The organism is Chitinophaga alhagiae, from assembly GCF_003568665.1.
Classification (GTDB): Bacteria; Bacteroidota; Bacteroidia; order Chitinophagales; family Chitinophagaceae; genus Chitinophaga; species Chitinophaga alhagiae.
This window is the reverse complement of the sequence record NZ_QXMH01000004.1, coordinates 663,881-689,229: the sequence shown is the minus strand read 5'-3', so window position 1 is coordinate 689,229 and position 25,349 is coordinate 663,881. Positions and strand designations below refer to the sequence as shown.

The window sequence follows — 25,349 nt, the reverse complement described above, 5'->3', positions numbered from 1 at the left end:
ATACAATTGTTTACTGATGAAATTAGGTACAGGCTTTTTTGCGGCGCTATTCCTTTTGCCTTTCAGCGGTTACCCGCAACAGAGAACGGCCAAAGCGTACAATGAACATACGCTTTGGTACCGCCAGCCCGCGGACAACTGGAATGAGGCGCTCCCCATCGGGAACGGGCGGCTGGGGGGCATGATCTTCGGCCATCCCGCGGAAGCCAACATACAGCTGAACGAAGAAACGGTATGGTCAGGCGGCCCCAACAATAACATCAAGCCTGGTATGGGAAAGAACGTTCCGGTCATCCGGCAGCTGATCTTTGAAAAGAAATACCTGGAGGCGCAGCAGCTGACCAATGAAATGATGAGTGGCAAGCCCAACAACGGCATGGCTTACCAGCCCGTAGGCAACCTGCTGGTCAGCTTTCCCGGCCACGAAAATTTCCAGGATTACACCAGAACGCTGGATATTTCCAAAGCAGTGGCGTCCGTGCAATACAAGGTGGGGAAGGTGGGCTTCAAAAGGGAGATATTTTCTTCTTTCCCTGACCAGGTGATCGTGATGCGCCTGACCGCGGAAAAGGCGGGCCAGATTACCTGCCAGCTCAGGATGGCCAGCCCCATGCGGCACCAGGTCAATACCACCCAAAGCGGAGAACTGGTGCTTTCCGGTGTTTCAGGTGACCTGGAAGGGCAGGCCGGCAAGGTAAAGTTCAGCGCGCAGGTCAAAGTTAAAACAGTTGGCGGGCATAGCACATGGACAGACACGAGCATTGTGATAAAAGGCGCGGATACGGCCACTATTTACATATCCATCGGCACCAACTTCAGGAATTATAAAGACGTGAGCGGCAATGAAGCCCAAGTAGCCGCCCAATACCTGGCCGCGGCCTGGGGCAGGCCGTACAACCGGCTGCTGAACGATCATATAGCGGCCTACCGGCAATATTTTGACCGCGTGCGGCTGGACCTGGGAGTGACAAACTCCGTGAAGGACCCCACAGATAAAAGGATACGCGATTTTAAGAACGGGAATGACCCGCAGCTGGCCGCTTTATGCTTCCAGTTCGGGCGGTATTTGCTGATATCCAGCTCGCAGCCCGGCGGGCAGCCGCCTACCCTGCAAGGCATATGGAACGACCGGGTGCGCCCCCCGTGGGATAGCAAGTATACGATCAACATCAACACAGAAATGAACTACTGGCCAACGGAAGTGGCCAACCTTTCCGAACTGATAGCACCGCTCACCAGCATGGTAGAAGACCTGGCCGTTACCGGCCGGCAGAGCGCGCGGGAAATATACGGCGCAAGGGGGTGGATGCTGCATCACAATACAGACCTCTGGCGCATCACCGGCCCGGTAGACGGCGCCGGGTCCGCCATGTGGCAGTCGGGAGGGGCATGGCTCTGCCAGCCGCTTTGGCAGCATTATCTTTTTACCGGCAATGGAACGTACCTGCAAAAAATATATCCCCTCCTGAAAGAGGCCGCCACCTTTTTTGTAGACGAGCTGCAGGAAGACCCGGAGCGCCGCTGGCTGATGGTAAGCCCTTCTACTTCCCCTGAAAATGCCTACCAGAAAGGCGCTTCCGTTACGGCCGGGGCAACTATGGACAACCAGATCGTGTTCGATCTTTTTTCAGCGGTCATCAAAGCATCGCGCATACTGGGAAAAGACAACCGCTTTGCGGATACCCTGCAGCAAATGCGGGACCGGCTGCCGCCTATGCAGGTAGGGCAATTTGGCCAGCTGCAGGAATGGATCAATGACTGGGACGATACCAGCAGCCATCACCGCCATGTTTCTCACCTGTACGGCCTGTACCCCAGCGATCAGATATCCCCCTTCAGAACGCCGGCATTGTTTGAAGCGGCCAAAAATTCCCTGGTCTACCGGGGAGATGAATCTACCGGCTGGTCTATGGCGTGGAAAATAAATCTCTGGGCACGGCTGCTGGACGGCAATCACGTGCTGAAGCTCATCGGTGACCAGATAAAACCCGTTGAAGGGAAACACCAGGGCGGCACGTACCCCAATATGCTGGACGCGCACCCGCCCTTCCAGATAGACGGCAATTTCGGTTTTACCGCGGGTGTGGCGGAAATGCTGGTGCAGAGCCACGACGGGTTTATATTCCTGCTGCCCGCGCTGCCCGACCAATGGAAAAACGGCAGCGTAAAGGGCCTGCTGGCAAGGGGCGGCTTCAAGATAGACGCCTCCTGGCGCAACGGCAAGCTCAACAAACTCACCATCTATTCCAGCCTGGGCGGCAATTGCCGGCTGCGGGCCTATCACCCCCTGAAGGGCGGAAAACAGCCGCTCAAACCGGCGCGGCGGGAGAACCCTAACCCGTTCTATGCGGTGCCCGCGGTCAGGGAGCCGCTCATCTCCGGCAAAGCACAGCTGGTAAAAACGGTACTGAAAGAAACTTACGTGTACGACCTTGATACAAAACCCGGAGAGCAGTATATTTTTGAAGGTTTGTAAGCAGCGGCGGCCGGGCCTGGATGCCGAATGCCATTATGGGGCGGCGGCCATGCCCGGCATTCCGGCAAATGCATCTGCTGCCTTCCCGCATTCCGCAAAGCCCAACAGTCCCGGAACCAGGCCCGTAACCCTAACCTCCCTAAAAAGGGACTGTTCCCCAATGTACCTTACCTCAAAAACACCCAAAACATGCACTCCCCACGCACCATCCTGGGAGTAAGGTGGAAGTAAGGTGGAAGTAAGGTGGAAGTAAGGTGGGAGTAACGTACCCGCATCCTGCCTTGTCTTATCCTGGAAAAACTTTACAGCGAGGTAGGTTAATACGGCTTTGGCTTTACAGGTTGGATATTAATCCTGCCAGAACTTTACAGTTGGTGGGCTTGTCCGGGTTTTAGTTTACAACAGGGGCACGTTTGCCATACAGCCCGGTGGCTTCAATACGGATCTCGCTTTATACGCGCCCTTTTACCGGGCAATAAGGACATAACCCCGGCCATTGCGGTTAACCCCCGGTAAACGGCATTTACGGCCTATATGCCCCCGTAAGATGGTCTTTTGCCCCATAAGAGACGCAGAGGCAGGGGTGGAAAAATGGATTTTCCGCAAAAAAATGGTCATTTCACCGCTTTTGGAGGGCTTTTTCAGTCCCGTTTTCTGTTTTTCAGGGGGTGGGAGTGCGTTGTTTTAAGGGTGTGTTTTGAGGAAGTGCTCTTTTGTGCGTCCTGGTACCGGGACGGAGGCGGTCCCTTTTTCAGGACTGTGCTGGCCCGTTTCCAGGACTGGATCAGGCCTGTTTTTGGGACTGCGGGGGATCTGCAAATGAGATGTTAATCCTGTATGTGAATAATCCCGAACGGGTATGATTAGTTGATTCTTGACTCATATTATACCTGATCGGGTATAAAAATTGATTTTTTGGTAATAATAATACCCGATAGGGTGTAATTTAATGCATTTTGCGTAATTTTATACCTGATCGGGTATAAAATTAGTTATGGGTAAGTTTATTATTTCGAGGTCGCCCAATGGCAAATATCGTTTTACGCTCACGGCAAGCAACGGTGAAATAATTTTGACAAGCGAGGACTATGTTTTAAAGGCAGCTGCATTAGCTGGTATAAATGCTGTGCGGAGTAATGCTTCACGAATGGAGCGTTATGATCAAAAGCATGCCTCCGGCGGAAAATACTACTTTACCTTAAAGGCAAGCAACGGCGCGGTAATAGGCACCAGTGATATGTACCGGTCTGCAACAGCCCGGCTGAACGGCATCCGCGCTGTTATGGAAAATGCGCTGCCTGCGTCAATAGAAGACAGGACATCTTCCGAATTATCTCCATCATTGACGCTATCTGAGCTTTCTATTGCGCAGTTTGTAAAAGAAAAAAGAAAGCAATTGAATATCACCCAGGAAGACTTAGCCGGCAAAGCCGGGGTTGGGTTGCGGTTCATCCGCGAACTGGAGGGAGGAGAAAAGGATACGCTGCGTCTTGACAAGGTTAACCAGGTGCTCCGTCTGTTTGGCTATACACTGGGCCCGGTTTCACTCAACAGAAAAGGATGATCAAATGAGAAAGGCAGAAATACACATGCACAACCGCATTGCGGGATGGCTGCTGGAAACGGAAAGCGGGTACGAGTTTATTTATGATGAGGAGTATCTGCATGGCCCGCATAGCGAAGCTATCAGCAAAACTTTACCATTGCGGACCGATCCGTTTTCAAGCAGAACGATGTTCTCATTTTTTGACGGATTGATACCGGAAGGATGGCTGCTTGATATTGCGGAGAAAAACTTCAAACTTAACCCACGGGACAGAATGGGGCTGCTGCTGGCCTGTTGTGAAGATTGCATTGGTGCGGTAAGTGTTCATCCCATAGAAGACTCGGCAAATGAAAAACCGTAAATGCCTGTACTGTTATCTGCCATTAGGGGAGGATGAGATAGATTTTCATCCTCATTGCAGCCGGCGCATCTTTGGCGCGCCCTCGCCGCCGGTATTACCGTTTTCAGAAGCCCAGCTCGAAGAGCTTGGCCGGAAAATCATTCGGCGGCATGAGGTGATAACCGGTGTACAGCCCAAACTGTCTCTCCGGCTAACCAGAGATAAAACATCCAATAGAAAGCGCTTTACAATAGTTGGCGCACTGGGAAATTATATCCTTAAACCACATACAGACATCTTTTCCGGCCTGCCTGAAGTGGAAGATCTGACCATGCACCTGGCGGAAATTGCCGGAATTGTTACAGTGCCGCACAGCCTCATCCGGATGCAATCGGGTAAGCTGGCTTATGTCACTAAAAGAATTGACAGGACAGAAGGCAGGAAAATACATATGGAAGATATGTGTCAGCTCACCGGCCGCCTCACGGAAGACAAGTACCGCGGTTCTTATGAACAAATAGCAAAAGTGATACAGCAATATTCCGATGCTCCCGGCCTGGACGCAGTGAATTTCTTTGAACAGGTGCTTTTCTGTTTTCTGACTGGTAATGCGGATATGCATCTGAAGAACTTTTCCCTCATCAATACTCCCGGCAGGGGGGCAGCGTTAGCACCTGCATATGATATGGTATCAACAAAACTGGTGATGCCATCTGACCTTGAAGATCTGGCGCTTACCCTGAACGGCAGGAAAAAGAAAATAACTAAGCGTGATTTTGACATGGCATTTTCCAATACCGGGCTGGATGAAAAGCAGATAGATAATATCTACAAAAAAATGAAACGGTCTGTTCCTCAATGGCTGAAGTTTATAGATACAAGTTTTTTAAGCAAAAAGGAAAGGGATGCCTACAAAGGTATCATACGTGACCAGGCTAAAAGGCTGCAATTCTAACATGCTTTATCCACACATGCTTTCACATCACCATCTGGAAAACATCCTCTTCAACTACATCTCATCCTTCTTCGCTCTCCCGGATGAAGAAAAGCAGGCCATCATACGGCAGATGCCAACGGCGCGGTGAGCCGGGCAACACTTGTTGAGTGGCCGGGTTGGCAATCATTGTCCGTTGCACCAGGTCGTTGATGCTCGCATCCAAGAATGCATTTGCAGGCGGTTTAGCCATTACAATACATGTTATTAAACTATAAATCGCTTAAAATATCAAGGGAACGCGCTTGCCCCTTTCATTTATGACGGCTGGGAAGAATACGCCCATGTATAGCCGCATTCAGCTAACATGGGCGCAGTTCCTGAGAAACCTGAAATTATATTGTGAAACCGGTAAGGGGCGGCCTTGGCCGCATCAGCACCAGGGGTAACCAGCTATTCCAGCCACACCATTTGCGTAAACGCCCCGTTGGCCGCAACATCCCACGCTTCCGCGCGCACCCACTTGCGGCCCTTCAGGTTCACCGGCCAGCGGAAAGCCTGTTCCCCGAAGGCTTTGGTTTGGCTGAGGTCAATACGTTCGCGGTATACCTGGTTGCCGTCTCCGGATACTATTTCCACAAAGTTCATCGGGAACGTCCACCGCAGGCGCATGTTAACGGTGGCTTTGCCGGAGCTGTTCAGTGGCAGCGTTTCCCCGCTTTCCTTGCCGTTCACAGTGAAGGCGGGCATCAGTACTTCGCCGGTAGATACAAAGAACTGCCCTTTGCGGAGGGCGTCCAGCACGGGCTGCCAGCCGTCTTCATAACGCGGCAGCTTGTCCATTTTGAGATAGTTCACGTTGAGGTGCGCGTACATTTCGTTTTGTTCCGTGATGGTGAAAATGTCTGACTCCGCCAGCACGTATTTTTTCAGGCCCCAGTTGGCCATATCGTCCAGCAGGTGCAGCACGCGTTTGCTGAGGGTAGGCCAGGAGAGGTCTGCCGGTATGGCTTTCCACGCTGCGCCCAGGTAGGTGGGCGAGTGGAAGAAGGGCTCATCTTTATACTTGTCCGGGTAGCCGGTAGAGCCTTTTGTTCTGGCGTGCGCCACCCAGGCCAGGCCGTGCTCCTGTTCCAGCAATTGCAACATTTCCTCCTTGCTGCCGATGTGATATACCTTGCCGTACACGGGGTGCTGGGAAACATAAGGTTCCCCTTCCTTGCGGGACATCACCCAGTACACCGGCTTCGGGAAAAACGCCAGCCAGTGCCCGCCGTAGAAGTTGTTGGCCTCTTCTCCGGGCAGCAGCAGAAAGCCGGTGTCTGACAGGCGTTCGGTCTGCGTGAACAAACTCTCCAGTTCCCGGAGCCGCAGGCTGTCCGGCCCCTTGGGATGGCCGGGGCCATGGAACTCCGCCAGCTTTACAATATCCAGCCCTGCCTTTTTCAGCACTTCTGTAAACTCCGGTTTTTCCGGTACGGGGTTGCCGCTGAGGGCCACCTTGGTGATGAACTCGTTATGAAAATGGCTGGCCATGGTCTTGTAACCGGGCAGGGGCGCGTAGCTGTCATTGTACGTGAATTTTTTTACTTCCTCCAATGCCGCGGGAGCCTTGCCGGTGCTGATGAGGCAGAAGAAATTGAGGCGCTGCAGGGTGCCCGGCGGCGCGTTGAACCAGGGCACGTAGCGGTGGTCTCCCTCGGGGTCTTGCCGGATGCCGATGGCAAAGCCGGGCACCAGGTCCAGGTAGTTGGCGCCGTACCAGGTGAACTTCAGGTTAAAGGCCTCATCCAGCGGGTAGAAGTATTGGTGCGGCGCGGGGAATACGGCCAGGCTGCTATTGTTGTGCTCACCTATTACCGTTCTGTATTTTACTTCCAGGGGCCGGCTTTGCTCCTGCAGGCGCACGGGCGCGTATTGCATGGCGCTTTTTACGTCAGACCAGGCTATTTGCTGCCAGGCGTTGCTGGTCAAGCCCGCATCGTAAAGAATGGCGGTAGAGTCTTGCCGGGTGGAAAGCACCGCCGCTACATTGAACAGCGGGCTGCCGTTGTAAAGGGTAATTTCCAGATGCCCGTTGAAAAGGGGTGTGCTTACCTGGCCTATTTTTACCACGGTGCGGGAGCCGGTGGTAGACACGGCGGCGGCGCCCTTGGTGAATGCCACCAGCTCCGTGGTGTAAGGGCGTTTGTACACATTGTCAAAAAACACGTCCCACCCGCCGCTCTTCGGGCTGAGGGTACGTTTGCCTGTTCTCAGGATGAATACCGGGTCTATGCCTTTGGCCACTTCCGTTTGGGCGTTGCCCAGGCGGATGCTGCGGAACAGGGGAGCGCCCGCTTCAAGGTCCAGCACCATGCTGCCCTGTCCGGCCGCGCCGGCGGGCCAGTTAACGGTAAGCAGGTTTTTGCTGACGCGCGCGGTGGCGCCGTTTTTCTTCAGGCCGCTCAGGTTTACGGGTGTCTGCGCACTGAGGGCATGGCAATAGAGGGTCACTAATAGTAACAGGATCTTTTTCATCCGCTGGTTTTTATGCGTGTTAATGTAGATGGGTCGTGGACACCCCGGTTGATGCCTGAAAATAGTAAAAGCGGGTTAGATATCAAAGTGAAGCGCCCATGAAACTTCAGCGGGAAGTTATTATTTTTAGGCAAAGCTGGTCGGAACGGGCTGACGCTGAAAACTGCAATTCCACATGAAACAACATTTACTGGCAATCGTTCTTTTCGTTATTTACAACCTCCCCGCCGCACTGGCGCAGCAAACCCCTGATAAAATAAACTTCGTCAGGCAAGGCGTACAGCGCATGATCTTTGATGAAAACCAGTCCATCCCCCTGGCAAAGCTGCAGCCCGCGAACATCATCGGCATCTCCGCCATGCATCCCGCCAAACACTACCTGGCAAACCAGGCAGACATCAGCATTGATAAAAACAAGCTGATCGTTGCATCAAAGGAAAAGTCCGGGACCGCTATCTGGTTCGGGGGCTTTAATCCCTTTGCCACGTACGCCATAGACCTGGATGCCTTGTCCGGAGAAGGGGAGATCGGTTTTGAATTTGCCGGTGGCGGGGAACGGGTATTGATCACATTGGCGGCAAAGAATAATATACTGACCGATGTACAGTTCAGCACAAGCCGGTCAGCAGGCAAATCCATCATGGTAAAGCAGCAGGAGGCAGTGAACATAACCGGCAAGATCATGCTGCAAATGCTGGGCAGCGGCCTGGTGTTGTATCACCGCACCGCCGGATTGCCGAAAGTAATAGGCCAGGCAGATTTCGATATAAATATGGACCTGCGCGCCAAAGACCGCATCCATACTTTCCAATCCAGCCTTTTTGTGGGCCTCACCGGCGGGCAGGCTGCCATCAATGGCGTAGAAATGGCGCTCACTACCGGCATGGGCCTGGCAGACATCCGGCCCATCACTTACGAGAACGGAGACCCGTACCTTGACAACGGCCGGTTGTGGTATACCATGTCCATCCGCGGACGGGCTTTGCCGCATCATCTACAGGGCGTGTTCAGTATGAATCCCACCGTGTTTGATGTAAAGCTGGAAGGTATTATCCTGTTTGACCGGAACGATGGTTTGCTGCGCAATGAAGTGGCCTCTCATATTTTTTACGACAGGAAGGATGCCATTTGGCGCGGCATTACCACCGGCTTCAGCGCTTACGCCAACCCCGGTAAGGAAAAGAAACAGCTGCTGGCCGTAGAAAGCAAAAGAGACCCCCGCTTTGGTTTTTCGGTGATGCACGCGGCGCCCTTCGGCATTGTAGGAGATATTGAAGACCCGCATATTGTGTATGATAAAGACGCCCGGAAATGGCGCATGCTGACCTGTGTGAACCAGAACGGCGGGTACAAGGCCGTTATCCTGGAATCAGACCACTGGAACAAAGATTACCGGCAAATAGCCGGGCCGGTCACGCATAATTCCACCGGCACCTCCATACAAAAGATCAACGGCCGGTATTATTGTTTCTCCGGCAGCTCCGAACGGCAGATCTTCATCTACACTTATCCCGGCCTGAAAGAAGCGGGCACTTTAAAAATGGACCTGCCGCCCTGGGACGATACCGCCAATACAAGGGTATGGCCCAACGTGGTGCAAATGCCGGAAGGATACCCTTTCCCGTTTGTGGCATTGATGATGGACCGGTTCAACTATCCCGGCCTGAAAGGGCCTAACTGGACGTACGGGGCCATCTACCTGTACCACGGGCATTAGGAAAATCCCCTGATTTTCCCTAACTTTTCACAGCAGAGCGCCGGCCGTTCCTGGACCAGTGAATACAAGCGGCCCCAAAAGCCCCAACAGCCAGCACAAAACCAAAGCCGAACAGTACAGACTTCAGGGTAGTGAAAATGGCCACCAGTTGATGCATGCCCCCGTCCTGGTGGAACAGGTAATAAGCAAAGCTCGTGTTTTCCAGCAGGTCAAACAGTGCGCAAAAGATCATGGCGGCACGGTACACCCTGTAAAAAGCGGTCCCTTTCCAGTATCCAGCCAAAGCGAGGAAAAAATTCAGGTAAATGAACGGGAAGAAAAAGTCCACTATGTAAAAGCTCCGGAGATATTTTCCCGGATCGTAACGTGGTGCGGCTGCCTGTACATACCCATGGTCAAAAAAGCGGCCGCCGTATTCCGCCAGGGAATGGATGCTGCTGTCAGGCTGCAGGTGGGAGTCAATAATGTGGGTAACGGTATCGCCGGCATGAAAATAACCGTACGGTTTGATCCACTCGAAAAGCAATACCCACACAATAAAAAGAACAGTGAAAATGATCAGTTTGGGGGAAAGGAGGGGCGGTTTCATGGCAAGGAATTTATCCAAAGGTATCTTTTTCTATTTAATCCCAAATAATATGAAAACATATGACAACAACGGGTTGCGCTCCTATTGGAGGCTGTTGGGCCGTACTACGGCTTTCGGCAACGGTTCCTGGTTTTCCCGTGTATTGCGCTGGTTCCAGACGGGCATCAAGCTGGTAGGCCTCATCCTGGAAGACGCGGGCATTGAGCTGCTTTTCCTGCTGGCCTTCTGGTTCATTGTTACCAAAATGGGGCAGGGGCGGGACCTGGTGGTGAGCCTCTTTGAGCCTGACAGTATCTATGGCCTGGACCGTATCGGTTTCACCGTGCTCAGCGCCATCAGCTTCTCCGTCTCCATGTGGATCATTCCCGCCTTTTTGCTGGAGCAGCGAGACAGGGTAAACAAAGGCCACCGGTTCTATGTATCCATTTTCAAACGGCATTTGTTTTTCGTACACCGCATCCTGCCGCTGATCCCCTTCTGGCTGCTGGCCTATGTGCTGTTCAACGGGAAGTATATGTGGCTGCTGTTCACAGGCCTCTCCCTGCTGCAGCTGGGCATGCTGTTCCTGTACAATGAACGGGTAAAGCCGGCGGCGGGGAAGTGGTATACCATGGCGGTGGCCGTGCTGCTGCTGGCGGCCGTATCCTGGTTTGCGGTGATCTACAAGCGCCAGTACAATGAGGCCAAGGTAATGCTGGTGATCATCTTCTACCTCCTTGCTTTTCTCATGCACAACATTTACCGGTATGTAGACGGGCGGCTTATTGAAGAGAACATGAAAACGGAGAACGATGTGATCAGGCCCTACCGCCGCTACTGGATCAACAGCACGGTGTATACCGTTATACTGGTGGCGCACGTGGTAGCCGTTATCATGCTGTTCAATGCCTCCGGCCGGTTTGACCTGGCGCCCGAATCCACGCTGCTGTACCTCTTTTCGCTCTATATTTTTATTATTGACCTGGTAGTGTATTTCGTGAACGTGAGCAGCCAGCGGAAATTCATTGCCACCTGCCTGGTGGTGCTGCTGGTCATTGTCATAGCCATCAGCCGCTCCGTAAACCTCAACCTGCGGCACTATGCCATGGATGCTATTGAAGACACCTCCATACTCACGGGGGCGGACCGGCTTCGTTTTGAAGACCGCTTCCGGCAGCTGAAGCAGGAAATAGAGGCCAATACATCTGGCCAGCCATACCCCATTGTGCTGGTAGCGGGCGAGGGCGGCGGCTCCCGCGCGGGCATGTGGTTCAGCGAGAACCTGATCAACTTTGACTATTATACCCGGGGCAATTTCCGCAAGCATATCTTCTCCATTTCTACCGTGTCCGGCAGCTCCGTAGGCGTAAGCACCACGTATGCCTTCTGGGAGCAGCCGCAGCCGGGAGACAGTGTAGACCCCAAATGGCTGGAACTGCCGGCCAGGGTGTATAACAACAACTTTGTAGGCAGCTCTATCAGCGGCGTGCTGCTCACAGACCTGTGGAAACTGCTGAACCCCTTCACCTATAGCCGGCGGGACAGGAATACCGCCCTGCAGGAAGAAGAGGCCTATCACACCCAGCGCGCCTGCCTGGCCATTATGGAAGGCAGGCCGGTCAATAACCACGAAAACATTCCACTGGCGCAGCAAACGCTCCGGCGGGATTTTATGAGCTTCTTTTATACCAAAGAGAACGGCAAGCTGGCGCTGCGGAAAGACAGGCCGCTGGCCTTCCTCAACACCTGCCGCAGTAACGACGGCCGTCGCGGCATCTTCTCTCCCGTGCAGCTCGGTAACGATTATTTTAACGATGCCGTAGACATCACCGGTTACCTCTATGAAGATGCCGTGTGCGATTGTGACGGCAAAATGCTTTGCGGTACCTACAAAAAGAACATCTCCCTCGGCCAGGCCTGCAATACCAGTGAACTGTTCCCGATATTCAGCGCCCCGGCCTATATAGACAGCCTGGGCAGTTTTGTGGACGGCGGCTATCACGAGAACACCGGCCTGAAAACCACGCTGGACGTTTACCAGAAGCTGAAGGACATGCTGGGCAAAGACAGCGTGCACGGCGCCTACAGGATCTACATCGTTTACCTGAAAAACGGTTCAGGAGAAAAGCACCTCTACAAATCCCTCTCCTCCGAAGTACCGCTGGTGCTGCCGCTGAAAGCGCTCTCCGCCCAGCCTTTCCAGGGCAGCGCTTCTTACTTTGAAGAACGCGCCCGCTTTGTTGACCGGAGAGACCCGCTGGTGAGCTACATTGAAGTAGGGCTTAACAACCGCCTGGTGGTGGATGAGAACACCTCCGCCTACGCAGACCCGGACAGCATGCGGCTGGAAAAGGAAATATTGAGGGACCTGCGGAGCTATTCGGATGATGACAGGAAAGATACCGTGCTGAATTTTCCGTTGGCCAGGTGGCTGTCTAACGCCGTTATCCGCAGAATGAGGATGAACGCTTCGTTGTATGACCATCCCAACACGGGCCTGACGGCCTTGCTGGAAACAGTGAACAAGGTAGCGCATGTCAACACGCCCTCTTTGGAGCCGTTCCGCAGGCTGAAACCTGCTGCGGGCCGCCAGATGGCAGGCAGGGAATTGATAGCGCGTTAAGGAGGAGCGGGGTGTTATTTGATGATCTCGAAAAAACGTTCGCCGCGTACAAGGTCATTGGGCGTACCCGCGGCAGACAGCTCCCATTGCAATACCCCGTTCAGCCAGATCCTGCTCAGGAACAGGGAGGCGCCCGGCCGCTGAAACTCGCAGGTAATAGTGTCTGTTTCAGCGCTGTTCCACTGAATGAGGGTTTGCGGGCGGGCTTCTTTTACCGTATTGGGAAATATACGGAGCAGGTGCTCGTTCCTGGGCGCGTTCTCTTTTAACTCAAAATTCTTTGGAAGGTCACGGGAAGAGGAGTACACCGGTACCTTTTCGCCGTTCACGATATAGAACAGCTGAATGTCTTCAGCATGGTATGCGCCGGTCTGCGGGTCCAGCAGGTCCCGCCCTTGCGTGTCTGATACTTTGAGGGTGAAATCAGTATCGATCACCACCGGCCCGTCTTTTTTCTTGCAGGAGAAGAGGAGGGCGGCAAACAGGCATAATGGGAACAGGTGTTTATTTTTCATGAGGCGGCATTTTCAGATGCGGGTATTGTAAAAGTATGGATTTTTGCCGCAGTGAATTGTTAAATGATCATTATGTATTGCAGGGCGGGCCATATCGCCTTGTGCATCATTTTTTTAACACGGCATGAAAATACTTTCGTATATTCGTACCGTTAGATTTTATATCGCTGCCTATAGAAGCGCCCATCGCTTTGTTGTGAGACAAATGAGCCCTATTCTTCATTCCTTCAACAGCAGCACCCGGTTTTCATCATTCAACACGCATCCGAAAAAGAAGGTCCCTGTAATCCGCCAGGGGCACTGTATCCGCGTTCCCCCCGAAAGGGAGGCCCATTACGCGTTACCGGTACTGATCTGCCGGCGATAGCGCGTATGCATCAATGACCGTTGCCGTGGCATACCGCCGCCGCGTAGGGCAACCTATGTTTGGTCAATCATTTTGTTAACTAATAATTTTAACCATGAGTAAACATTCCATTCAAGTCACTTCCATTTACTGCAACGCTACCTCAGAGTCAGGCATCACATCGGGAGATGAAGTATACCTGGTGTGCCAGGCAGACGGCGGTTTGCCTATCCGCGTACCCGGCGGCGTCAATGCAAGCGAGAACATGAAAAAAGGAGACACCTGGAAGCCGGACAACCTTGTGCTTAACTTTGAATACGAGGTGCTGGTCACACTCTGGGACCATGACCTGAATTATGACCCCAACCTCGCCACCTACCTCCAAAGCAACGATTTTCAGCCGGGTATCGGCTCCGGCTCCAAGCGCCTCTCTAACCTGAACGGGGCGGATTACACCATCTCGTATACTTACATTGACTAACATCAAAAAATACCATCATGAACGATACACTGAAAATACAACTGGCCAATTATGTGGGTGCTTACCAGTCCATCGCCGCCCCTGCGCCGGCAGAACGCCCCGCCAACCCCGTATTGACCGAGAATGAAAAGAAGGTGTTGATAGAAGCGGAAAAAGCCTGGGCCACCTATAGCAGCTCGCCGGAAGGTAAAAAGGAACTGGCGGCGGTAGAAAATATGGAGCTGCCGGAACTGCAGGCATATGTAGCCGGGTTGCCAGACAAGCCGGTATTCAGCAAACTGATCAAATGGATCAGGTCTTTAGACCTCCCGGACAGCAGTTTTTCAATAGGCCTGACCGTGGAGGCGGAGCTGATCATCGGGTTTACCGCTACGCTGGGCGTTGCGGTGGGCATAGGTAATTCCGCGGGCGTGCAGTCTTGCGAATTTTTGTCCGTGTCATTGGAGGCAGGCGTGCAGGCCGGGGTGCTGGCAGGCGTGCAGTTCGGGCTGTGGAACCAGGCGCCGGCCAACCTCGGCGGGAACGCAAATGGCATTGAGCTGGACCTGGGCGCTGACATAGAGTTCAGCGGCGCCCTTTATTTCAACCTTTCCGGCCTGCGGGGCGTTACCTTAACAGTGGGCGTAGGCGTGGAAGACGGTATAGCGTTGGTGGAGACCTATACGTTCATTTTGGGAGACCAGGGCGTAGACCCTTATATTAAACCTGTTGTGCAGCCCAGGAAGAGCAACTTCCTGATCATTGAAAGTTTAAAATGCGTGCATCCGTCAAATGACGGCGCGGGAGATGAGAACGAGGTCTATTTTATTTTCCAGGCAGACGGGGATACAGCATACCCTTACCCTACGTACGATTATTTTTCCATGAAAGAAGGAGATACCTGGAACTGCGGCCGCTCGGTATGGTTCAATTCCAGCGTGGCGGTAACGGTGTATGACGAAGATGGCACCAGTGATGATGATGTGGTGGGCACCTTCAGCATCAGCCTTTCCCAGCTGGCGCTGAACAAAAGCATCACCTTTAAAAGCACGAAAGATTATTCTTCCGGGCTGGACAAGGTGGAGTATACCATCAACGTGAAGCTGATTGCCCAGAACGTTCCGCACAAAACGGAGTAGCAACAGATACTTTTTTGTATAACAAGGCCGGCCCCTGCGCAGGTATGAAGACGTTTGGAACAGCGCCTCATGCCAAGCAGGGGCCGGCCCCTGATATTTAGTCCCTAACGGAACAGGTGAACGGTGGCGCCTACTTCAAAAGCGCCGTCTACATAGTTCTTGATGCCGCCTGTTTGCGCATTGTACAGCGCCTGTATCTGTACGGTTTTCAGGATGTTGAAACCCAGGCCCGCGGTGATGCTTTCAGAGGTATGGTACATGCCCATTACGCTGGCCACATTGTTCAGGAAGCAGATCTGTACGCCCGCGTCCAGTATATTGTCATATCCCTTCACGCCGCGGTAGCTTACTTTGGGCTCAATGCGGCTGATGGCGCCGGGTAACGTAAACCGGTAAGAGGCTGCTGTGAAGAACACGCTGCCGCCGTTCACGCCCAGGTCTTTCCCGGTAAAAAGGGCCCGTACGTTAGGCAGGGCGGCCTGCAGGGTCCACGGCCCGTCTGTATAGGCCATACCATATTCCGCTTCAAAATAATCGTCTCGCCGGTTAAAGGCCCCCAGTGAGGGGTCTGTTGCGTCGCCATCTACATGCTCGTAGTTCAGCCGCTGTACGTTAAAAACAAAAGAAAGCCCGAAGTGCAACCGCTGGCCGCGGGCGCCCAGTGGCAGGTGGTACGCATAGGTGAGCCCTATGCGGGTGCGGTTGATCAGGCCTGCCTGGTCATTGAACACGTTAACGCCTGCGCCAACCCGGTTGGTCATTGCACCGTCTGCCGTGAAAAAAGCGGTTTTTGGCGCGCCTTCCATGCCGCTCCATTGGCGGCGGTAAGCCGCGTTCACATGCATGCCGGTGTCTATGCCGGCCATGGCGGGGTTGGCGAGGTACTGGTTCTGGTACCATTGCGTGCCTGAAGGCTGCAGCAGCGCCGGCGCCTCTCCAAGGCTTTGCGCCACGGCCTGGTTAACGCATGCCGCTGAAAACAGCAGCATGCAGAAGAAGCGTATATATATCGGTGTTGTGATCAAGTTTTTCATTTTGCTGAACGTTTAATGGATTATTGACTGTCCCTTACAATGGTGATATAACCCTTTGCCGAGGCTTCTCCGCCGTTAATGGTCAGGATGTAGTAGTAGGTGCCTTCCGCCAGCGGGCTGCCGTTTACGGTACCGTCCCACTCGTTGCTGTAGTTCCTGCGCTGGTACACCAGGCGGCCGGAGCGGTCAAATATTTTCACCTCATTGTTGGGGTAGCTGTCCAGGTTGCGCACCACCCAGCGGTCGTTCCGCCCGTCCCCGTTCGGCGTCAGTATATTGGTGGCGTCTACTTTAAAGTCGTTCACCACGGCAATGCTGATGCTGGCGGCGGCGGTGCAGCCGGCGGCGTTGGCGCCGGTCACTTCATACGTAGTGTTGGCCTGCGGCCTTATTTCCAGCACGGCGCTTTGCTGCCCGCTGATAATGCCGGGCGCGTCCGCCCACTGGTAGGTGCTGCCGCCGGAAGCGGTGAGCCTTACAACATCCCCTTTGGATACGCTGGCGCCTTTATCGCTGGTAATGCTGATGGCCGGCGGGCTGGTTACCGTAATGGTGAAGCTGCGGCGCAAGGTGTCTGTACCGCCGTTAGCCGTGCCGCCGTCATCTTTGATGGTAAGGGTAACGGTTACGTTGCCTGGTGCGGTGCCCGCCTTCAGCTGGTAGCTCAGTACGTTGGCGGTGTTGACGGTGAGCAGGTCAAACACGTTCTGGCTGGCCACGGCCGTAATGGTATACGTTTGCGCCGGTTCTGCTGCGGATGCGCCGGTGAGCTGCACGGTATGTGTTTCTGTATCTGCGCAGCGGCTCACGTTCGCAACAGGGTCCAGCGTGGGCGCCTGGTTCACGAGGCGTACCTGTACGGTTACCGGTACGGGAGCGCTGGTGTTCAGACCGTCACTTACCGTAATACCGAGCGTTACCGTGGTGCCGCCCAGCGGGCCCAGCAGGTTTACATCTTTTACCCGCAGCATGCCGGTGCCGGTAAGCTCCAGGGCGCCGCCGGAGCCGTCTGTGGCAACGGCCCAGTTCTGCAGGGCATCTGTGCCCGCGGTGGCTGCTACCTGGCCTATTTCAGTGCCGGCAGGGCTGTACTGGTCCACGGTGAAACTTTGGCCGGCGTTGATCACGGGGGCGGTAGCATCGTAGGTGAAGGAAACGGTGTTGGAAGCATCGTTGCCGTTGCCCGCAATGTTTTCCGCAACATTGGCCGGCAGGGTTACGCTTACAGCGCCGTCTGCCGCAGGGGTGATCTCCGCGGTGTAAGTAATGTTGTCAGTTGTTTGCAGGCCGGAGGCAGCGCCGTTGGTAACAGTAATGTCTGTGGCCGCCAGGCTGCTCACGGCTTCGCTGAAGGTGAGCGTTACGGTTACCGGCGTGTTCACGCGGCCGGTGGAGGAGGCCGTGAGGGTAACGGTGGGGCGTTGAGTGTTCACGAACACGCCGCTGGTATTGCCGGCATTGTTCAATGCCAGCGCGGCGTTGTTACCCGCGGCGTCTTGTATGGTAGCGCTGTTCAATAGGAGGCTGTTGATAGTGATGCCGTCCATGTCCAGGTCACCGTTTTGCACGGTGTAGCGGAAGGTGAGGGCGTTGGTGCCGGTGCCGCCGGTATAGGCGGCTGTTACGGCCGCAGCGCCAATGGTAATGCCAATGCCCGGTGTACCGCCGGTGGTATTAACGGTAACGTTCTCGCTGAAATGCACGGTGAGGTCAAGATGTTGCCCCGTGCCGTAATAGCCATTGGCCGGTACGTCTACGGAAGTAACGGCGGGCGCCGTGCCATCATACGTATAGGAGATCACGTTAGATGCCTGGTTGCCGTTATGGCCAATGTTAACAGCCACGTTGGCCGGTAGGTTGATGCTGACCGCTCCCTCCGCCACAGGCGTTACCAGTACGGTGTACGTGATGTTATCCGAAGTTAGCAGGTTGCTCAGGGTGGCGTTGGTAACGGTGAAATCTGCCGCCGCCAGGCCTGTTACCGCTTCGCTGAAGGTAGCGGTAAGCGTGAACGGTGCGTTGATGGACGGTGTGCCGGAAAGCACCACGGTGGGAGCAACGGTGTTCACGAAAACCTGGCTGGTGTTGCCAACATTGTTCAACGTGAGCACTGCATTGTTGCCTGCCATATCTTGTATGGTGCCGCCGTTCAGCTCCAGGTTGCTGCCAATGGTAATGCCATCCATGTCCAGGTCCCCGTTCTGCACGGTATAGCCGAACGTGAACTCGCTGTTCATGCTGCCGCCGGTGCGCGTAAGCTGCCGGGTAGTGGAGCCAATGGTGACGGAGAGGTGGGGAAATCCTGTTATCTGCACAGTTTCACTGAATATGACCTTAAATACCAGTACGTCATTTACCTTGTAGTAGCCGTTGGCAGGAACGTTCACCGCGTTGACTACCGGCGTTACGGCATCTACGAATACGCCCGTGGTGGGCTGTATGCCCGTGAGCGCAGTAGCGGCGTTGTTCCCGGCCTCATCGCGCAGGGTGCCGCCGTTCAGCTGCAGCTGCGTGCCAGCAGTGATGCCGTCTGCGTCCGTTTCACCGTTCTGCACGGTGTAGGAGAAAGCCAGGGCGGCAGTGCCCGAGCCGCCGGTATAGAGGGCCTGCACGGTGGCGGCGCCAATGGTTACCGGCAGGGAAGGAGTGCCGGTTACCGATACGCCCTCATTGTAATTGACGGTGAAGGTCAGTGCGTCCCCGGCGGCGTAAGTGCCATTGGCCGGTACATTGACCGAGCTTACAGCGGGGGCCGTATCGTCATACATAACGGTGAGCGTATTGGAGGCCTGGTTGCCGTTGCCGCCGATATTTTGCGCCGCGTTGGCCGATACGCTGAAGGAGAGCATTCCGGGCACTGCAGGTATTGCCAGCGCCGTATAGGTGATATTGTCCGTGGTTTGCAGGTTGCTGAGGGTAGTATTGATAGAGGTGAAGTCTCCCGCCGTAAGGCCGGTAACCGCTTCACTGAAAGTAACGGTGATGGTGAACTGCTGGTTCACGGCAGCGGCGGCGGTAGATAAGGTGACGGTGGGAGACGCTGTGTTCACGAACACATTGTTGGTGGGAGATACATTCTGCAATGCAGGTTGAAGATCGTTCCCCGCCCCGTCTTTCATAGTACCGCCGTTCAGTACTATATTAGTTCCCAGTGTAATGCCGTTCATGTCCATATCACCGTTCTGCACGGTGTAGGAGAATATGTGCGCGTTGGTGCCGGAGCCGCTTACGTAAGCGGCCTGTACGGTAGCGCTGCCAAGTATCAGATCAAGGTAGGGCGTGCCGGTTACGGTCACATTTTCGTTGTACTGTACTGTAAAACTGAGCGCATTGCCACTCTTGTAGTACCCGTTGGCAGGTACGCTTACATTGGCAACAGCGGGCGCGGTAAGATCTATTGTCCAGTTATGGATGGCGGGTGTTGCGTCTATATTGCCGGCGGCGTCTATGGCCCTTGCGGAGAACGTATGTGCGCCTTCGGCCAGGCCCGTAAAGGTAAGGGGGCTGGTGGCCGGCGTAAAGGCGCTGCCGTCCAGTTGGGCCTCAAACGTGCCGGGCGGCTCGCTGGATGTGAAGACGAAAGTAGCCGTGGTACTATTGGTGATGGCGGGAGGGGCTGATGTGATGGTGGTAGCAGGTACTGTTTCGTCTAACAGTATTTGATCTTGCAAGGGCGTCACATTTCCGGCCGCATCCTTCAGCCGCATATACACCGTTTTTGTCCCGTCTCCGGCAGAGAGCGTCCACGGGGTGCTGGCGGCCAGCGGTGCATAAGCGCTCCAGGTAACGTTGTCATTTGAAAAGCTGGTGGTATAGTTGGGAGCTGTGCCATCCGCGGTAATGGCGAGCGTAACATCAGGGTCATTGGTAGCGGCTGCGCCGCTGTTAACAGATAAGGTGCCGGTAGGGGCCGTTTTATCTATCGTGTACGTTTCACCGAGGGCATACGGAACATTCGTTACGATATTGCTCATCCCGTTACCGGTTACATCAAGGCGCAGTGTGCCGTCTCCGCTGCCGGTATTGACGGTAACGGCATAGGTATTACCGATCCCGGTAACGCTGGCTATGCTGGCGGCTGTAATGCCGCCGGCAGTAAATAAGGAAAACGCCGAAGAGGTCACATTGGTGGCTGCCCCGCTGAAGGTAACCGTGAAATGCACGGTAGCGGCGTTGGAAGGGTTAGTACCTGCTCTTGTAGAACCGGTTACGGCAATGCCCGGCGGGCTGAGCTTTACCAGGCGGCCGCCGGTGGAGGAACTGCCGTCGCCAACAAATACCTCTCCCTTGCTGTTAACGGCCAGGCCCCAGGGCACTGCCAGCCCGTCTATACTCATGCCGCTCAGCAGCACATCGCCTGTCGGTTGTGTTATATTCGCGCGCTTCACTACCCGGTAGTCAGTGCCATTATATTCCGTTGTATAAAAGTTGCCGTCACCATCAATGGCGATTGCGCTGAAAAACTCGCCGGAGGCCACAACAGTAGAGGTGGTATAGCCGCTAGCTGCGTTCATGCGTATGATCTGGCCGTTATTGTTCTCATGAAGGTCCAGTACATAGTAGTTATTTGCCGCATCCGCTATCACCCCCCAGGGCCAGGTTGTGGTGGCGCCGGGGTGGACGGTGATGGGAAGTGTTAGCCAGGTGCCAAGCTGGTCTTCCTGACCTTGAGGCCAGGCCCTCAAGCGGTGCCTGTCTGGTGCAAAAACATATTCAATGGCCATCAGGGTATTGTCAGACCGCATGCCGAGTGCTGAGAACCAGGCGCCGCTTTGTATCATCTGGGGCGTGTAAGTGCCACCTGCTCCAGGGGTCAGTTTGATGATCTCCCAATTGTTGGACGGGTTGGGGTTGGTCACAAACACCACGCCGGCGTCATTAACGGCAATGCCCCAGGGCAGCCTGCCCGGCCCGTTGGCCAACTGGTCGTAAATGACGGTGGGCGTGCCTGTGCCGTTGGTGTATTTGGCTATTTCACAAGTGGTGCCGTTGTAGCGTACCACGTAAACATTATCATTGTTGTCGCAGGCCACCGCTGAGTAGTATCCCCCGGTTTCCATGATCGTTTGCGTGTATTGCGCGCGGGCGGTGCCGCCCAGCAGGCATCCGAATGTAAACAGTAATAATAGCCTGATGTACGTGGTAAAAATTTGCAGCATAGTAGTTTTTTAAATACAGAGAAATGGGTTTTGCCAGCCTGATACACTGCCGTTGTGTATTTCTTCCAGCTCCTTTGCATCGAAGCGCATGCCTTTTCCCTGGTCAAGAATGATCTTATGTATCTGATGGTTGCGTGTTGCGATCTTGATAATGCTGGGCGCGGGTAATGCAAAGCCGGAGGCAGGGTAGAAGTTCTTTTCGCCACAGGGGCCGTTGATGACGCCGGTGCGCAATTGCTGCTTCACCGTGTCCCAGTCTTTTTTTTGCGCATGTGGTAATAGCTCCTTCCATATCAGCCCTGCTTCATAGCCCATCAATGCATAGATGTTGGCGGGTTGCTGTGCCAGCTGTTCAAACTGCCTCACAAATACCTGGTTCACCTTGTTCTCATCTTCCCGCATCCATAAACTGGAAGTGTATATTTCCAGGTCTGTATGCCTGATGTCGTCCAGTATATCATCATAGGCCATGGTTTCATGTACCAGCAGCGGGACCTTTTTATGAAAGCCGCTGGCCATCCATTGCTGGAAAAAAAGCCGGCCCATGCTGCCGCAGAATATGGCATACACATAGGGTGGCGGTCCTTTTGCGAGCGATGCAAAAAAAGCGCCGAGTTCCATCTTATATGGATCGTTTTCGTCAAAAGGCAACACCGTCAGTTGTAGTTCCTGCCCTCCCGCGGAAATGGTGCCCTGCCGGAAGGCGCCGTTGAAGTGATAGCCTGCCTCGTACACCGGCATGACCATGTGGCCGCCTCCGCCGAACGTGCTTGCCGCCCATTTGCCGAGCGCGTACTGCGATTGCCACAACTGGTGGGACGCATAAAACACGTCGGGGCTGAGATAGGGGAAATGCGGTACATACTCTCCCAGGTCAAAAAAGAAAGCCGGCCGCCGCTCTTTTTCAATGAGCGGTATAATGCCCGGCACAGCTTTGTAGCTGATAAGGCCAGACAGGATATCCACCCGGTTAAAAAAGAGCAGCTTGCGGGCGGCGGCTTCCGTGGTCTTCATGCCACCCATTTCCGTGTACTCCTGCACAAACTGAACGGTATGCTGCCGCGCAGGGTCAAGCCCCATGCCCAACAGCCAGCCTGTGAACAGGTGGTGCGCATAGTGCGGATAAATACCGGAGTAGGGGCTTAGAAAGCCAACTGTAATGGCAGGGACCATGAAGCGCTGATCTTGGTAATTAGGGTGATACGTTGTATGATCAGCTTCTGGGAGGGAAAATGCCTGCCGTAGCGATCAGGTAATTCATGGCCAGGTACGGGTCCTGGATGTTGAAGGGCTGGCTGCCGCCGGCCATGCTGATGCCTATTGTGCCGCTTGTTTTGCCAGGCGCCAGCGTGGTGGTATTGTCCTGCTTGCCATACGCCCTTACCGTAACAGCGTTAGGGCCGCTGCCTATTACGGGCACTTGCGCGGGCACCAGGTCCGCGGCCGGAATGTTGGTGCTGCCATTGGCCGTGCTGGCGGAAGGCGTTACGCTCAGCCCGCTGGGGTCCGCTATGTGGTTGTGCGCAGGCATGTTGGTGATCAGCAGCGTGGTCGTAGTGGTGCCGGCCATTTGACCCAGTACATAGTTGGGAAGGCCGGGGCCCTGGCCAATACCGATGGGCGCGCGGCCCCTGAGGTCAGGCAATGCAAAAGTGGTTTGGCCGTCTCCGCCATAAGTAGTGCCCAACAGGGAAAACAACGCGGAGTTCTGGGCAATGGACAAGAGTTGTCCCTGGCAGAAAGCCCAGCCCCTGATAGCAAAATTGCCGCCGAAAATGCAGATAAGTGCAAGGTAAGGTTCCATAGATCATTTGATTAAGGAGTAAACAATATCTTTTTCCAAAAGCGATTGTTCTGCTTACATGATTTCAGCTAAAGACATCCTGGAAGACTGCTACAGAGAGGTAGAAATTCCTCTGCAGAGAGTTTGGTATTAATTCTTATAGGTTACTGGGCAACCGGGAAAACATTAGACTTCTCAAGGGTCAAATTGTGAAATGATGATCAAATATAGGGCATATCTTCATTTTTACAGGAAAAATATTTATGTCAATTGAAATATCGCTGCAGGAGCGGTGGCCCGCTCCCGCAAAATCAGCCCGTACTGCAAATTCTGATAATTCTATTATATTTATGCAAATTCCACTGTTACACAGTAGTCATGTAAACGGGCTCAATGCTATACCAATCACATAGTGACCAGCAATTGTTAGGCATGTTGAAGGCGGGTGACCGGGAGGCCCTGAACGAAATATACAAAAGGTACCAGGGCATCCTTTACAGCCACGCCTATAGGCGCTTTCCAGACAGGGAAGAGGTGCGTGACGTGGTGCAGGACATCTTTGTTTCCCTCTGGCATAACCGCGAGCAACTGCAGGTCACCACCAGCCTGGCCGCCTACCTGTATACCTCCGTCAGGAACAGGCTGCTGAACATCATCCGCCATCAGAAAGTGCATGATACCTTTGCCCGCTCCCTGCAGCAATTTATAGAAGAAGGAGAGAACATTACAGATGAAAAGCTCCGGGAAAAAGAGCTGATACGCCTTGTGGAGCAGGAAGTAGCCGCCTTGCCCGCGCAGATGCGGCTTATTTTTGAAATGAGCCGCCACCTCAACATGAGCCACCAGCAAATAGCGGAAGAGCTGTCTATCAGCCCCCTGACAGTGCGCACCCAGGTCAGGAACGCGCTGCGTATTCTCAAGGTGCGGCTGGGCGCCCGCGTTTTTTCCATTTTCTTCTGATTTTTTTTCAGATCGTATACCCCCTCCCTTTCAGTAGCGTGTCATATAAGTGTACAGCGGGCAAAATGCCCATTCCACGATGAAGAACGCCAAAGAACTGCTAGATAAATACCTTTCCGGGCAAGCTACCAGCGAAGAAAAAGCGCTGGTGGAAAGCTGGTACCTGCAACAGGGCCTGCCGCCCTCAGACCTCACCGCGCAGCAGATGCAGGAAGAATATGAACATGGCCTGCAAGACCTCCAGGCACGGTTGCCGCGCACAAGACGCCTCTGGCCGCGCTGGGCCGCGGCCGCGGCAGTATTGCTGGGCATTGCCGCAGGGCTGTACTACCTGGCCCCCGGCGGGCAACCGGCCGCGCCGGCAGTGGCCACGTATTTGCCGGAAGCTAACATACCGCCCGGCGGCAACCAGGCCGTGTTGACGCTGGCCAGCGGCAAAAAGGTGAGCCTGGCGGATGCCCCCATCGGCCGCCTTGCCAGCGAAGAAGGCCTGCATGTAGATAAAACGGCGGAAGGGGAGCTGCTGTATTCCGGCGCGGATAGCCCCGCGGATGGCCCGGAAACTTACAATACCATTACCACGCCGCCCGGCGGACAATACCAGGTAACGTTGCCCGATGGCAGCCGCGTATGGCTGAATGCCGCATCCAGCCTGCGTTACCCCGTCAGGTTCCTGCAGCATGCCAGGCAGGTGGAACTAAGCGGGGAGGCCTACTTTGAAGTGAACAAACAAACAGGGCAGGTGGGCAACGCCGCCGTAAAACGCCCCTTCCTGGTACAGGCACGCGGGCAGCAGGTAGAAGTATTGGGCACGCACTTTAACATCAACGCCTATACGGAAGAAGGCGCTATCAGGACCACCCTGCTGGAAGGATCGGTGCGGGTGCGGAACACGCCCGGCCAGCCGGTGCTGCTGCAACCCGGCCAGATGGCCGTTAACGGCGGCGGGCAGGAGGCCATACGGGTGATGGCGGCAGATGTGAATGATGTAATGGCATGGAAGAAAGGCCTGTTCATTTTTAACAATGAGAACATCAGGGATATTATGACCAGGCTTGCCCGCTGGTACAACATTGAAGTACGATACGAAGGGGATATGACCGGCGTGGCCTTTCAGGGTAACTACCAGCGTTCACGGGACCTTGTGAACCTGCTGAGGACCATTGAGCAAACCAATAGCGTCCGTTTTAAAATTGAGGGCAATAAAGTTACGGTAATCAAACAATAGA

The 25,349-nt window shown here is 54.3% G+C and carries 18 protein-coding genes; 10 read left to right on the top strand and 8 right to left on the bottom strand.

All coding sequences use genetic code 11. The features are described from left to right. Positions 1-16: 16 nt before the first annotated feature. The 4 genes from D3A97_RS21915 to D3A97_RS21890 all read left to right on the top strand — a co-directional run bounded on the left by D3A97_RS21915 (position 17) and on the right by D3A97_RS21890 (position 5,317). A complete protein-coding gene (locus D3A97_RS21915) occupies positions 17-2,476 on the top strand; it encodes a glycoside hydrolase family 95 protein (protein WP_119080675.1) in 2,460 nt (819 codons plus the stop codon). Between the two features lie 994 nt (positions 2,477-3,470). Continuing rightward, positions 3,471-4,040, top strand: a complete 570-nt coding sequence (locus tag D3A97_RS21900) for a type II toxin-antitoxin system Y4mF family antitoxin (protein ID WP_119080672.1) — start codon at positions 3,471-3,473, stop codon at positions 4,038-4,040. Between the two features lie 4 nt (positions 4,041-4,044). Further along, the gene (locus D3A97_RS21895; protein WP_119080671.1) at positions 4,045-4,383 is read left to right on the top strand and encodes a HipA N-terminal domain-containing protein; all 339 of its coding nucleotides are present in this window, start codon (positions 4,045-4,047) and stop codon (positions 4,381-4,383) included. Continuing rightward, positions 4,370-5,317, top strand: a complete 948-nt coding sequence (locus D3A97_RS21890) for a HipA domain-containing protein (protein ID WP_119080670.1) — start codon at positions 4,370-4,372, stop codon at positions 5,315-5,317. Before D3A97_RS21895 ends, D3A97_RS21890 begins: the two co-directional genes overlap by 14 nt. 61 nt (positions 5,318-5,378) lie before the next feature. Here the strand turns inward: D3A97_RS21890 and D3A97_RS24935 are convergent, their stop codons facing one another. Next, complete coding sequence (locus D3A97_RS24935; RefSeq protein WP_157986685.1) at positions 5,379-5,549, bottom strand: hypothetical protein; 171 nt, start codon at positions 5,547-5,549, stop codon at positions 5,379-5,381. A 200-nt stretch (positions 5,550-5,749) separates the two neighbouring features. Continuing rightward, positions 5,750-7,816 carry a CehA/McbA family metallohydrolase domain-containing protein gene (locus tag D3A97_RS21880; RefSeq protein WP_119080669.1) on the bottom strand — a complete coding sequence of 689 codons (2,067 nt, stop codon included), beginning with the start codon at positions 7,814-7,816 and terminating at the stop codon, positions 5,750-5,752. Positions 7,817-7,991: 175 nt separating this feature from the next. On the opposite strand from D3A97_RS21880, the gene D3A97_RS21875 reads away from it, so the two are divergent. Next, positions 7,992-9,533 (top strand): glycoside hydrolase family protein, encoded by a 1,542-nt coding sequence (locus D3A97_RS21875; RefSeq protein ID WP_119080668.1) that lies wholly within the window; start codon positions 7,992-7,994, stop codon positions 9,531-9,533. 19 nt (positions 9,534-9,552) lie between these two features. Here the strand turns inward: D3A97_RS21875 and D3A97_RS21870 are convergent, their stop codons facing one another. Continuing rightward, positions 9,553-10,122: a hypothetical protein gene (locus D3A97_RS21870; RefSeq protein ID WP_157986684.1), complete on the bottom strand. Its 570-nt coding sequence runs from the start codon at positions 10,120-10,122 to the stop codon at positions 9,553-9,555. A 49-nt stretch (positions 10,123-10,171) separates the two neighbouring features. Here D3A97_RS21870 and D3A97_RS21865 point away from each other — a divergent pair, with 49 nt between their 5' ends. After that, positions 10,172-12,724: a hypothetical protein gene (locus D3A97_RS21865; RefSeq protein ID WP_119080666.1), complete on the top strand. Its 2,553-nt coding sequence runs from the start codon at positions 10,172-10,174 to the stop codon at positions 12,722-12,724. Between the two features lie 14 nt (positions 12,725-12,738). Here D3A97_RS21865 and D3A97_RS21860 read toward each other — a convergent pair whose 3' ends face one another. Continuing rightward, positions 12,739-13,239: a hypothetical protein gene (locus D3A97_RS21860; RefSeq protein WP_119080665.1), complete on the bottom strand. Its 501-nt coding sequence runs from the start codon at positions 13,237-13,239 to the stop codon at positions 12,739-12,741. A gap of 461 nt (positions 13,240-13,700) precedes the next feature. On the opposite strand from D3A97_RS21860, the gene D3A97_RS21855 reads away from it, so the two are divergent. Together D3A97_RS21855 and D3A97_RS21850 are read left to right on the top strand one after the other, a co-directional pair. Continuing rightward, positions 13,701-14,066 (top strand): hypothetical protein, encoded by a 366-nt coding sequence (locus D3A97_RS21855; RefSeq protein WP_119080664.1) that lies wholly within the window; start codon positions 13,701-13,703, stop codon positions 14,064-14,066. 17 nt (positions 14,067-14,083) lie between these two features. Next, the gene (locus D3A97_RS21850; protein WP_119080663.1) at positions 14,084-15,184 is read left to right on the top strand and encodes a C2 domain-containing protein; all 1,101 of its coding nucleotides are present in this window, start codon (positions 14,084-14,086) and stop codon (positions 15,182-15,184) included. Positions 15,185-15,288: 104 nt separating this feature from the next. Here the strand turns inward: D3A97_RS21850 and D3A97_RS21845 are convergent, their stop codons facing one another. The 4 genes from D3A97_RS21845 to D3A97_RS21830 are packed head-to-tail and all read right to left on the bottom strand — an operon-like array spanning position 15,289 to position 23,181. Then, a complete protein-coding gene (locus D3A97_RS21845; protein WP_119080662.1) occupies positions 15,289-16,218 on the bottom strand; it encodes a PorP/SprF family type IX secretion system membrane protein in 930 nt (309 codons plus the stop codon). A 20-nt stretch (positions 16,219-16,238) separates the two neighbouring features. After that, on the bottom strand, positions 16,239-21,377 hold the full coding sequence (locus tag D3A97_RS21840; protein ID WP_119080661.1) for an Ig-like domain-containing protein: 5,139 nt from the start codon (positions 21,375-21,377) through the stop codon (positions 16,239-16,241). A 9-nt stretch (positions 21,378-21,386) separates the two neighbouring features. Continuing rightward, complete coding sequence (locus tag D3A97_RS21835) at positions 21,387-22,550, bottom strand: ABC transporter substrate-binding protein (protein WP_119080660.1); 1,164 nt, start codon at positions 22,548-22,550, stop codon at positions 21,387-21,389. Between the two features lie 40 nt (positions 22,551-22,590). Then, on the bottom strand, positions 22,591-23,181 hold the full coding sequence (locus tag D3A97_RS21830; protein WP_119080659.1) for a phage tail protein: 591 nt from the start codon (positions 23,179-23,181) through the stop codon (positions 22,591-22,593). Positions 23,182-23,553: 372 nt separating this feature from the next. Here D3A97_RS21830 and D3A97_RS21825 point away from each other — a divergent pair, with 372 nt between their 5' ends. Both D3A97_RS21825 and D3A97_RS21820 read left to right on the top strand, forming a co-directional pair. Beyond that, positions 23,554-24,120 carry an RNA polymerase sigma-70 factor gene (locus tag D3A97_RS21825; RefSeq protein WP_119080658.1) on the top strand — a complete coding sequence of 189 codons (567 nt, stop codon included), beginning with the start codon at positions 23,554-23,556 and terminating at the stop codon, positions 24,118-24,120. 79 nt (positions 24,121-24,199) lie between these two features. Further along, on the top strand, positions 24,200-25,348 hold the full coding sequence (locus D3A97_RS21820) for a FecR domain-containing protein (protein WP_119080657.1): 1,149 nt from the start codon (positions 24,200-24,202) through the stop codon (positions 25,346-25,348). Position 25,349 lies beyond the last annotated feature (1 nt).